The sequence below is a fragment of the Ruminobacter amylophilus genome, from assembly GCF_900115655.1.
GTDB classification, from domain to species: Bacteria; Pseudomonadota; Gammaproteobacteria; order Enterobacterales; family Succinivibrionaceae; genus Ruminobacter; species Ruminobacter amylophilus.
In genome coordinates this window covers 130,550-143,352 of record NZ_FOXF01000003.1, presented here as the reverse complement: position 1 = coordinate 143,352, position 12,803 = coordinate 130,550, and the positions used below count along the sequence as shown (strand labels likewise).

Annotated in this window: 7 protein-coding genes; 4 read left to right on the top strand and 3 right to left on the bottom strand. The window is 45.2% G+C overall.

Translation table 11 applies throughout. The annotated features are described in order from the left end of the window. On the bottom strand, window positions 1-142 hold a 142-nt coding region (locus BMY80_RS12775), incomplete at its 3' end, for a helix-turn-helix domain-containing protein (RefSeq protein ID WP_425441288.1). Between the two features lie 949 nt (window positions 143-1,091). Here BMY80_RS12775 and BMY80_RS01655 point away from each other — a divergent pair. The 3 genes from BMY80_RS01655 to BMY80_RS01645 all read left to right on the top strand — a co-directional run bounded on the left by BMY80_RS01655 (window position 1,092) and on the right by BMY80_RS01645 (window position 8,585). Then, complete coding sequence (locus BMY80_RS01655; RefSeq protein ID WP_093140341.1) at window positions 1,092-2,846, top strand: potassium/proton antiporter; 1,755 nt, start codon at window positions 1,092-1,094, stop codon at window positions 2,844-2,846. A gap of 538 nt (window positions 2,847-3,384) precedes the next feature. Beyond that, entirely contained in the window at window positions 3,385-7,452 is a 4,068-nt protein-coding gene (locus BMY80_RS01650; protein WP_093140338.1) for a tetratricopeptide repeat protein, read from the top strand. Window positions 7,453-7,601: 149 nt separating this feature from the next. After that, window positions 7,602-8,585, top strand: a complete 984-nt coding sequence (locus BMY80_RS01645; RefSeq protein WP_093140335.1) for a glycosyltransferase — start codon at window positions 7,602-7,604, stop codon at window positions 8,583-8,585. A 101-nt stretch (window positions 8,586-8,686) separates the two neighbouring features. Here BMY80_RS01645 and BMY80_RS01640 read toward each other — a convergent pair whose 3' ends face one another. Both BMY80_RS01640 and BMY80_RS01635 read right to left on the bottom strand, forming a co-directional pair. Further along, window positions 8,687-10,213 (bottom strand): fumarate hydratase, encoded by a 1,527-nt coding sequence (locus BMY80_RS01640; protein ID WP_031578083.1) that lies wholly within the window; start codon window positions 10,211-10,213, stop codon window positions 8,687-8,689. 265 nt (window positions 10,214-10,478) lie between these two features. Further along, window positions 10,479-11,324 carry a TPM domain-containing protein gene (locus tag BMY80_RS01635; protein WP_093140333.1) on the bottom strand — a complete coding sequence of 282 codons (846 nt, stop codon included), beginning with the start codon at window positions 11,322-11,324 and terminating at the stop codon, window positions 10,479-10,481. A 529-nt stretch (window positions 11,325-11,853) separates the two neighbouring features. Here BMY80_RS01635 and BMY80_RS01630 point away from each other — a divergent pair. Further along, window positions 11,854-12,774, top strand: coding sequence for a tetratricopeptide repeat protein (locus tag BMY80_RS01630; RefSeq protein WP_093140330.1), 921 nt, complete (start codon window positions 11,854-11,856; stop codon window positions 12,772-12,774). Window positions 12,775-12,803 lie beyond the last annotated feature (29 nt).

The window sequence follows — 12,803 nt, the reverse complement described above, 5'->3', positions numbered from 1 at the left end:
GTTTTTTAAGAAATTCATCCATGATTCCCTGATGGATTTTCTTAACTGTTTCCCAATGGATACCGGTAATTTCCGCAACAGCAGAAACAGACATGTTTTTGGATAACAGGCTTCTAATCCATTCTGCAGCACGACAGGTTATTCTGGCATGCGGAATCTTTTCAGGTATGTCCTCTGTAAAATATTGTCCGCATTCTCTACACTTGTATCCGTGATAGTGAAAAACCAGACTTAGCCGGTGTTTAGGATGATCCGGAAAATCCTTAATTTCAGTTGAGTGTCTGGCATGAGCATATACATTCTTTTTTCTGCAAAAAGGACAGTCTGGCGGTTGCTTTCGAAAGAATAAACGGATTTTAAGGTTTTGGGATCGGAACTGGTTGAAACTAAAATAAATGGTTGGCAGACTGAGTTTATCTGTGATACGTCTGAAGGGGCATAAAGTATCTCTATTTGTTTTTGTGTGGTATTAAATACTAGAATACTTTTGCCCCTTCTTCAATATTTACATTCACAACAATTCCGTGAAGAGCCCTTTTTTCAAGAGGTCTTTAACGATTTGGTATCAAACTCGGGAAAAAAAGCTGTTACGAAAAGGCAATGGTACTGGCTTTCAAAATGCTCAGCAGCTGGTTTACCGAACAGATTGCTTATATTCAGGATTTCGTATTAGGTCTGTACGAAGAATTCGCCACCAAAAAAACTCCAAAATTGTCATAAAAATCAATACATGTTTTTAAAAAACACCTAAACCGCATGGATTAAGGTTGCGCTATGTTTTTCCACTCAAAATCATGTGGGAAAGTTGAGTTTCATAATTATGATTTTACTGTCAAAAACTGACAGCTTTTTAAACAGACGGCAGGAACCATGCGTTTTTTCATGTTAAGATAATAAGAGGAGTTTTGTTTATTATTTAGCCAAAAATATAAAATATTTAAATTTTACTGTTTTTGACTCAAGTTTAATGTTTATAATTACTGAAAGCATTTACAGAACAGGGATGGAGCGCTGATTTATAAAGCCGTGAACTAACTTTCAAAAACGGCACTGACACCGAATCAGCCGATAAGAACAGGGATTAATTCAGAATGGACCAGCTAAATCACATTATGTTGATCATAGGGCTGCTGCTGTCATGCAGCATCTTTGCTAGTCGAATTTCCTCAATTATGGGTCTGCCGGTTCTGCTTCTGTTCCTTATTCTCGGAATGATGTGCGGAGAAAACGGAATTATTCTCGGCATTCAATTCAGCAATTATCATCTGGCCTTCTATATCGCAAATCTGGCTCTTGCGATCATTATTTTTGACGGTGGCTGTCAGACAAGCTTCTTCACCTTTAAAACCGCATCAAAGCCCGCGATAATACTTTCCACCCTCGGGGTACTGATTACCACGCTTATTGTCGGTGGAGCCGTCTACTACATATTCAAAATGAGCTTTTTTGAATCACTGCTTGTGGGATGCATGATCGGTTCAACAGACGCCGGTGCGGTGTTCTCTCTCCTGGGAAGCAACGGCGTAAGCCTTAAAAACAAGGTTCAGGGACCGCTGGAAATTGAATCCGCAACCAACGACCCTATGGCGATCTTTCTGACAATTACAGTTATTGAAATCATCAAGGCCACAGTCAATTCCAATGACGTTACCGCCTCAGAAACATTTACCATTTCAAACGCCCTGCTGTTCTTCATCAAACAGTTCTCCTTCGGTATCGTGTTCGGCATCGTATTCGGCTATCTCGGAAGAATGCTTCTGAACGCCATAAACATTCCTAACGGTCTCTACTCCCTTCTGGTGCTCGGCGTGGCCTTTACCGGTTTCGCCATCACCTCATCCATGGACGGTTCAGGATTCCTGGCAATATTCATCATCGGCATGATCATCAGCAACACCAACATGAGACAGCTGCTTTACATACGTCCTGTGCAGGACGGTCTTACCTGGCTGTCGCAGATATGTCTGTTCCTGATGCTCGGACTGCTGGTTGAACCGCCTAAACTTATAGAACACACAGTCGACGGTCTTATCGTGGCATGCGTCATGGCGTTTCTTGCAAGACCGGTCGCCGTATTTCTCTGTCTTAAACTGCTGTTCAAATTCAGCACCAGGGAGCTGCTGTTCATCTCGTGGGTAGGCCTGAGAGGCTCAGTACCTATCGTACTGGCTATCTACCCTATCATGAATGACATTCCTAACGGAGACATCTTCTTCAACATCGCCTTCGTGGTGGTGATATTCTCGCTGCTGGTACAGGGAGCCACCATTCTTCCGGTGGCGAAATTCTTTGACGTTTACGCTCCAAGCTCCACCACTCCGGTAAGCAAGGGTCAGATGGGTATAACCATTGACGATGACTATGAAATCTTCAATTACGAAATCAAGCATAAAACCTGTCAGGATCAGCTGCTGAGCGAAATCAAGTTTCCGAACAGAACCATGGTTGCCTCCGTATTCCGCAAGAGCCAGATTCTGCATCCGGTAAGCCGCCTCAAGCTTAAGAAGGGAGATATCATCTCCATTATCGGACACTCCGACGACGAGCTTCTGCTGAATGCAATCTTCAACGGTGACACTCCGGTCAAGAAGGTTCATTATCCTTATAACGGAGATATTCTTCTGTCCGGCGAATCCAACATGACTGAAATTGCCGAAAAATACGATCTTGTCATCACCTCAAAGGAACAGGATCTTAACCTTGGAGACTTCCTTTCATACCACCTCGGCGGCATTCCTACCGTAGGTGAACGTCTGACCGTCATTGACTGCCGCTTCACCATCTGTGAAGTATTCGGTTCGCAGATTATCAAGGTGGGCTTTGAAAAGCTTGAAAACAACATCTGATTCCGGAGTTTTCCGCCGAAAAAAAATACAATCGGGCACTAAAATCATTTTCAGGCCTAAAGCACGCTTATTCCCGGATATATTTTTGCAAATTTTGACTGAATTCTTGATTATTGCAAGAACTTGTCACTGTTTTATGTTGTATTTCTTCATATCCTGTATCATATAAAGTATCGTGTGTATACTATCTATCAATGCTTTGAGCATGCTCTGCATCATCATAATCCCTTCATGAAGAACGGGAAACATAATAATTCATAACATGATGCCCGCAGAGCGGTAGATACTGAAAAAACAGTCCGCGGGCAGCATAGACCCGTAAAAATAACAAATCAGCACTTGCAGGAAAAACAGTACAGCAAATCTCACCGCCGGCAGACTCCGCTCTGCAGGCTGTTTCCGTTGCCACCCGTGCTTCCCGCAGGCTGATCCCGTTAAAGGACTTTTCCTGACGGCAGAAGGCTCAAATCCGCAGTACCTTTTCTTACGGATAAACTCTGCAGTCAGAGGCAAAGACAATAAAAATAAAGAGTTTAGCATGAACAGACGTCGTAATTCAGGTCTCTCCAAACCTGCTCTTCTTCTGGGTATTGTAGTTGCAGCCGCAAGTGTCGGTGTCGGTACCTATACCGTAATAAAGGCAAAAAAGGCCCAGGAAAGCGAAAACAATTTTGAAAACATCGATCCAACTTCTCCGGTTTCCATCGCCGGGGCTCTGTACGGGTGTATTCTGTCCGACAGTTATGACGAAATGCCGGAACTCGTTTCCATGCTGAAAACGTATGAGGCGGAAAATCCGGATATTCCTGAAAAAAGCGATGATGACGAGGATTCTTCTGAAAGCTACGGCTATGAAGAACAGAATACGGGTGAAGAGGAAGAATTCGGTTTATCCGTCTCTGTCGACGACAGCGGCGTGGATATCAGTAAATACCTGTCAACTGCCGCCAACTCCAATATCAGGGACAAAATCATCTATCTTTCAAACCAGCTGAATTCAGAAAAGCTGGTTCCCGAGACCTATGCCTTCTACCTGAACTCACTCAGCAACATCTTTGAAATATACAAACCTCATTCCGAAGATGAACAGCATATCAAGGATTCGATCATTGCCTACACCGTCTACAAAAACAATCCTGACTACACAATTCAGGATGTCAGGTCCATGTTCGGTCCGTATGACGCCCTTAATCTGGCGCGCTATCTGATAGGTTCAAACGACTACGAACGCGCATCGGGTTACGAGCTGCGCAGATTCATAACCGATGAATCAAAAAGCCTCATCAGTCAGATCCCGACAAATCTGAACAACAGCACCATGCTGAACCTTTCCGCATCCGACTTTGTAGGCTTTAACACCAATACACTCAAGGACGTCATCAGACTGCAGAAAGGACTGCCGGCAGTCATGGCACACATTCCGATGATCAGGGAAGAAACCCCGAAGGAAAACCATGACAGCATCGACATGCTGAAGTCCGCATTCGAATCAACGGTAAGAAAGTCTCTTGACTTCGCGGAGCTGGGCAAAAAATACTACCAGTGCATTGCCACAACCAGTGAACCGTTCTTTCTTACCGGTATAGTAACACCGGTAAAATACAAGAACGTTGCCAATCTGGACAAGATTCAGCTTCATGCGTACAAAATGAATATAACTCAGCCGATAACAGGATGTCCTGAGCTCAAAAACGTATATATTCTGGCTCCTGATCTTCAGGGGTATTCAGATCTGCTGAGCCGTGCATCGAAGAAGATGAGTGACGACGACAGAAACAACTACCACAAGGATATTTCCCTTCTTGAAAGAATCAACAGCGGTTCCGAAACCGAGATCACCCTTACCCTTCTCGGATCAGATATAGCCGCCGTGGAAAACCATCTGGAGCAGAATCCTGAACAGGGTAAATTTGTGGGAAATACGGAGCAGGGAATTCTCTTCAATCTTAACCTCCCTTCCATGAAGCTGCTGAAGACTCTGGAAATAAGTCCTGACACCAGACAGATCTTCGCTCCTACAAAAATCCTTACAACCAAACGTACCCAGGCCATCAACAAGCTGAAAATCATAACCGATTTCATCGAAGTCGAACAGAGACTCGGGAAGATCAATTTCGGCATGCTGGAATATGAACCGTACAAGTTCATGGCTCAGACAAGAGGCGGAGAAGTCAGCAACAGCGAGCTTTACACTCAGAACGCTGCCGGAACTTCAGGTTCCGAGACAGCGGCTGTTCAGACCGAGACCGAACACACGGATACAGTTCATGAAACCGTTGAGACCGCCTCAGCATCAACAGATGCACAGCAGTCTTCCGAGACTGCCGGCATTCAGGCCGACACTCAAACGACGGAAACTGTTCAGGCCGAAAAACCGGCAAACGATACCGAAGAAAAATCCTGTTCCGACGGCTCAGATTCCTGCATGGAAACAACCTCTGCAGACACTCCTGAAACAGCTGATGCCGGAGTAAAAGAAGAAACTCCGGAAGCTAATGTCATCGTGGAAACCGCCCATGTAAAAAATCCTGAACCGGGTTCGGCTGAAGATCTGTCAAACAACCGGAGCGTGAAGGAAGCCGCCAGAGAATCCGAATCAGTGGAAACGGCTGAAATCACCTCTCCGGAACAGCAGGCGGAACCGGAACGGCAGGAGAACCTGCTCACACCGGAAATGCTGCAGGAAAAAGACATTGCCACTCTCAAGCTTCTTGTGGATGAAAAGAACTCTGACGCCATGTACGAACTGGCCAACCGTTATCTCAAAGGACACAACGGTGTTAAAAAGAATGTCAAAAAAGGCATGTCCCTGCTGGAACAGGCCTGCAGCCTCGGCAATTCCAATGCTCAGTACATTCACGGACGCATTCTGCTTGATGACAAAAAGGCTTCAGCCGCCGACAAGACAAAGGGAGCACGTTTTATCATAGAAGCCGCCGAATCCGGACATTCAGATGCCATGTATCAGGCAGGTCAGCTGCTCTACAACGGGGAGTACGGCATTAAGCGGGAGCTTCAGAAGGCTTTTGAATACTTCTCCATGGCTTCGGAACAGAACAATCAGGATGCCACCTACATGATGGCAAAAATGTACCTCAACGGAGAAGGTGTCAAGGAAAACAGACAGCGTGCCTACAATCTGCTGATACATACTGCCAAGACCAATGCCAGTGCCGCCTATGAACTCGGTCTCATCTATGAAGGCGGCATTATTGACGGCGTCAGGGATGAACGTCTTGCAACCGAAAATTTCATCTTCGCAGCCCGTAAAGGTAACAAAGAGGCATACCGCAAAGCCGGTCTTGCCCTTATTGAAACCAAAACCGGAAGCAAGGAGGCTCTGCGCTATCTCGAACCTTACCGCGACAGAAACGACAAGGACGTTGATACGGCACTGCTTAATTACTACATAAAGATGAACAACAGCAGAGAAGTGGCAAAGTTCATCGCCGTGGCGCCTCCTGAAATTCAGGAACGCTATCCGGTGGAAATGGGCATGCTCTACGAAACAGGCAACGGCGTGGCTCAGAATTACGCCAAGGCGGAGGAATACTACCGTAAAGGTTCCGAAGCCAAGATACCTGACGCATTCTGTAATCTCGGTGATCTCTTCTATTACGGAAAAGGACGCGACAGAGACCTGAGAGCCGCCGTTGGACAGTACACAAGAGGCTCGGATCTCGGGTCCGTAAACTGCACGGAAAAACTTGCTTTCATCAAGTCAACCGAAAACAGCTACCGTAATTACGGCGAAGCACACTCCCTGATTTCCGGCATTCCGGATCAGAAAAGATCGGAACTCAGCAAGGCTCTGCTGGTATCCATGAACCTCTACGGCAAAGGTGTTCAGAAATCCCAGACGGAAGCCATCAGAATACTGAGAACCATGAAAACAGACGGTGCCACAGTTGTCCGTTCGATCTATGAGGATTCCTCCAAGGGAAACATGTGTGTGAACCCAATCCTTGCAGGGACCATCGGGGTGAAAAATAAAAACTCCATTCAGATATCCATAGGTCTGCTGAGTGATCTGTTCTTCATAAAGGATTATCAGGCAAACAACGGTACGCTGAATTTCAATGAAATTCTTTCAAAAACCAAAAAGATATGCAAACAGCCGGTAATTTCTGTAATGTTTGATGCCGGAGGAAACGTCCGTAAACCGGCATCAGCCGCACCTACCGATCCTGAAGCACAGTATCGGCTGGCCATGAGTCTTTTCCAGGACGGTAAATATGAGGAGTCTTTCAAATGGCTGAAACAGTCCGCAGATCAGGATTACGTAAAAGCCCAGAACAACCTCAGCATCTACTATCTGTTCGGCATAGGCACAGCACAGGACAGCAAGACGGCTCATGACATTCTCATCAAGGCCGTAAGCCGCGGCAACGCCAAGGCTCATTTCAACCTTGCCGCATTCAAGATGTTCGGCATAGGCTGTAAGGAAGACAATAAAAAGGCGCTTGAAATTCTGCATACCGCTGCCAAAATGGGAGAAAAAGCGGCCGCTGTTCAGCTCACCTACAATTATCTGAACGGCACCTGGTCCTCCAAGAATGAAGATGAAGCCTTTGAGGCTCTGATGCATATTCTGACGGACAGGTAACTGTTACGGGCGGATATCCGGTCAGGAGTGATTCCTGATGAGATATCTGCCGTTATCATGATTTTTTGCCGTTAAAGCTGATAATATGACCGCTTTGAGGTATAATACCTCGGGCTTCATGGTTTTTATGGTATTGCAGGAATGATTTTATGAAGATTTCAGTTGCAGTAATCACAATCAATCCGGACAGAGAGCATCTGAGCGACTGTCTGCATTCAATTGTCAGTCAGAGAGTGATTAAGGCAGATGAAATCCGTATCTATGACAGCTATGACGACAATTCGGTGTTCAGTATAGCCGAGTCCTACGGAGCCAGGGTAATCAAGTATCTGCCCAACAGTTCATCCGGGGCGAAATCCAAGATGAAGGAACCGATCAAATACTTCAAAACCGAACTGGTTAAACAGATCGTATACGAAACCAGAGATGATGACATCCTGATTCTTCTCTCCGATGACTGCAGAATTGATCCGAGCGCCATCAGCGAACTTTTCAGATACTTCCTCAAGTATCAGGATCTCGCTCTTATCTACGGCCGCCAGATAGCCGAACAGGACTGCAACTATCTTACAAAATACGTTCATAACATATTCTTCCCTATCACCAAGAGAGACCTGCCTCTGTGGCATCTCATGAAGATATACTGTTCCTTCAATTTTGTGGCCTACAGGGTAAAATTCATCAAGGAGGAAGGCGTTATGCCTTCAGCCGAAGTGAGTGAGGATATGTTTGACAACATCTACATGAGCGGAAAGCTGTCCGATAAAGGATACCGCACCATGTACAATCCGCTGGCCATCTGTCACCGCGAGAGAGAGCTCAACGTATTCTATGTGTACCAGTATACCAGAGGTCTGTTCAGATTTCTGAAATCCAATGACTGGCTTACGGAAAAATGGTGGATGAGAAAAACGGATCTTGAAACCTTCTTCATCAATTTCAAAGACTATATCAGAAATTACAATTCCATTCCTTTCGTTTCTTTTTACGCCACCATCTGCTTCACCGCAGCCAAAATAGGCGAACTGCTGGCGGAAATCGATTATCAGCGTTCCATCAAACGTAAAACCATTAATGGCAAGGAACTGCTGGCAACCACCCTGTTTGACAAGGAAAACAAACTCTACAAGTAATCTCTGCAGAGTCCGTATTCAGTTTTGAATTATTTTCCATAACAGCTAAAAACCCGGGACTATAAAATCCCGGGTTTCTTCGTTATCGGATGTTCAGCTGATTATTCAATGTACTTGAAATCAATCTGCTTAATCTTTTCCTTCCATTCTGCAGGACCGGTAAGGTGAATGTTGTTACCCTGAGAGTCTACAGCAACGGTTACAGGCATATCCTTAACTTCAAATTCATGGATGGCTTCCATGCCGAGTTCAGGGAATGCAACCACTCTGGCCTTCTTGATTGCCTTTGATACCAGATAGGCGGCACCGCCAACGGCCATCAGATATACGGCACCGTGCTTCTTGATTGAATCGGTGGCCTGCTGACCGCGTTCTGACTTACCGATCATACCGATAAGACCGGTTTCTGACAGCATGGTTTCAACGAACTTGTCCATACGGGTAGAAGTTGTTGGACCTGCAGGTCCGATAACTTCATCACCTACGGCAGGAACAGGTCCTACGTAGTAGATAAACTTACCCTTGAAATCAACACCTTCAGGTAAAGGCTTGCCCTGTGCGATGAGGTCGCAGATACGCTTGTGGGCAGCATCACGGCCGGTCAGAATGGTACCGCTGATTAACAGGGTTTCACCAGTCTTCCAGGTTGCGATTTCTTCCTTGGTGATACCGTCAAGGTTTACTCTTCTTGCACCGTCTGCATTGCCGAGTTCAATATCAGGCCATTCATCGAGTGAAGGAGGAACAAGATTTACAGGACCGGTACCGTCAAGTTCAAAGTGAATATGACGTGATGCGGCACAGTTTGGAATGATTGCCACCGGCTTTGCCACGGCATGGGTAGGATAGCTCTTAACCTTAACGTCAAGAACGGTGGTCATACCGCCGAGGCCCTGAGCACCGATGCCGAGCTTGTTGATGCGATCGTAAAGTTCAAGACGAAGCTTTTCTTCTGAGGTTTCAGCACCCTTGGCAATAAGATCTTCGATATCGATAGGATCCATCAGGGCTTCCTTGGCGAGAACGGCAGCCTTTTCCATGGTACCGCCCACACCTACACCTAAAATTCCAGGAGGACACCAGCCGGCACCCATATGCGGAAGCTGTTCAAGAACCCAGTCTTCGATTGAGTCTGAAGGGTTAAGCATTACCAGCTTTGACTTGTTTTCTGATCCGCCGCCCTTGGAAGCGATGAGGATTTCAACCTTGTCACCAGGAATCATTGAAATATGAGTAATTGCAGGAGTGTTGTCCTTGGTGTTCACACGGGCACCGATTGGATCAACGAGCACACTCTTACGTAATGGATTTTCGGCACAGCAGTATGCTCTGCGGGTACCTTCGTTAACCATTTCTTCAACGGTCATGTTGCCTTCAAAGGTAACATTCATACCGATGCGTACGAAACAGGTAACAATACCGGTATCCTGACATAAAGGACGGTGTCCGATGGCACACATCTTTGAGTTAACGAGAATCTGGGCAATGGCATTCTTTGCCGCAGGGTTCTGTTCCCTTTCATAAGCCTTCTTTAAGGATCTTACGAAATCAATCGGATGATAATAGGAAATATACTGCAGAGCGTCATAGATGGAATCTATAAAATCCTGCTGTTTGATTACGGTCATGTATGACTCCTTGTCAATATTAAGACTTAATATTTCAGACAAAAACAAAATGAAAATTTTTGCCGTTTATTATAGCACTTAGCAGGTGTTCTCTCAACGGCAAAACCGGGACAGAACATAGACAAATCAATAAATTGCGTAACTAAAAAACAGTTTTGTGACCTGACAGGCGAATGTCAGGTCTTTTTCCGGTGATAAAAAGACCTCCTGACTGAAAAACAAAGCAGCACACCAGTTTCCGGACAGGACAAATAGCGGAATCATTCTAACGGCTGGCACCTCCGCCGCTGGTTCTGCCTCCTCCATGAGAATGACCGCCGCCGGATCTGCCGGAACTGTTGCCGGAACTGAGTCTGCCGTTTTCGTAGGTGACAGTTCTTTCGGAAGAGCCGCGCGTCCTTATATCAGTATCGTCATCATTATTATCTACTGCTCCTGCAGACGCGCTGTCAATCGCGAGTATGATGCCATCAATAAATCCAAGCACAATAAAAAGCACTACCATGTAATCTGCATATCTGGTATCTTCATAATATCCTTTCATTTTCAGAAACGGCATTCGTACTCCCGGTGTTTCATCAATATTACTCAGATCCATGTTCTCAATATGTGACGGAACCGTCCCCTGATAACACTGATAAACGAGCCTGGCTGTCTCCCTCCAGGTTTTGACTGCCGCATGATTCCACATCTCTTCATACATGTCATTCACGGCATACTGATCAAGCACATGTCCTGCCAGGCCGTCGGATATGCAGCCCTGCAGACCTGTACCGATACGCAGAACGACATGAGGCTCTTCCGTGGTAAACAGAATCAGAACACCGTTGTTCTTATCACTGCTGCCGAGTCCGATTTCGTTAAACAGATACGTGGCAAAATCATCTATATTGACCTGTGAATCATCCGAAGCCGATATATCCTTTTCAGGAAGATTCTCGAAGGTCGCCACGAAAATCTCTCCTCCGCTGGCATTCTGAAGCTCGGGAGAGCCACTGTTGAAAAGATCCCTGGATGCTTTTGACAGGACTCCGTCCGTATCCATTACACCGAAATCCTCCGGCTGCGGAATACCGCTTATAATTACTTCAGGCGTGTTTTTTTTTGACATACATGCCGTAATAGACAGTCATTATGATGCAGTAAATAAAAAACATCATCATAACCGGACAAACAACTCCATTAAAAATTATTTCCCGGCGGCTCGCACTTCCGTCACCTTTATAATTACTGCCTTATACCTTATGATTACAGCAGATGCATTTTTGAAAAATCAGCATGCTGACATTCAGTCTGACATAATGAAAAACTTAAGATACCTAAAAATTATAACATCTGTATATTATTTAGCATGAAAAAGATCTTACTTTGGGATAGACATAAAAAAACATTCTTCTGCAGAAGAAATATACTCGGTTATCACGGTTACTCCTGTTCAGTATCGTCATTTCTCTTATCCTGCCGGAACCTACTGATAAACAGTCATCACAACTTATATAAATTACATATCAGGATGTATCTATATTTATCTGCATTTATTTCTTTTTAATAATCATGTGTTATTTTTGTAAATTAAATGTTATACTTATGTTATCTCCATCAAAAATATCAGCAGTAAGTAAAACAAATAAACACCAGGTATGCACAACATCAGCCATTTCATTAACAGTTCGACAGAGTTTAAATTTTTCATTCAGGTATCAAAGTTTCTGTTTACCGCCCTCCTACTGTCATGTTCTGCAGGTACGGCAGAAGCTGATCATGCCACGCACATGCCGAAGCACGTAACGGAAGAAGTCATAGCCAGATGCTCTCATGACTATACCGCCGACGGCTGTGCCTCAATGGGTGAAATTTTTGAGGAAGAAGGAAACGTCAACAAGGCACTGAATATCTACCGGATTCACTGCGACGCCAAAAAAGACGCTAATGCCTGTATTCTGGCGGCCGATGTGCTTGTTTCACGGAAACAAGTAACGGAAGCTCTGGAACTCTACAGAAAAGCCTGCATGATGAAGACCTCGGAGGAATACTGTGACAAGGCACTTGAAGCATACAGATCCAGCGGCTCGGAGAATTCCGCATTCAAACTCAGCAAAGATCTCTGTGAAAGCTACACTGACGGTTCTGAACTGAGCAGGTACTGCTATCTTACCGGAGAACACTATCTTAAAAAAAACGACCAGACCAGGGCAGAATACTACTACCTCAAGGGCTGCAATTTTCTGAACAGCAGGAATGAAATTCACCACTGCATCGATCAGGCCGTAAATCTTGAAAAAATGAAGCAGTTCAAGATCTCCGCCAAGCTCTATGAAATGAACTGTTTCAAGAATAACATCTACAGCTGCAGACGCGGCGGAGACGTATACGGAAAGGAAATGAACATTCCGACCAAGGAGCTTAATCTCAGAAAAAAATCCTGTGATCTGCAGAACGGCGACGACTGCTACAGAGCCTACGTTATCTACAGAAGCATCGAAGGGGATACCGACAACGCCGTCAAGTATCGCAGGAAGGCCTGCGAACTTGATTACAGGGAAGCCTGCACCGGAGAATAAACTTTAAAAAGACCTCCCAAGCGATCTTT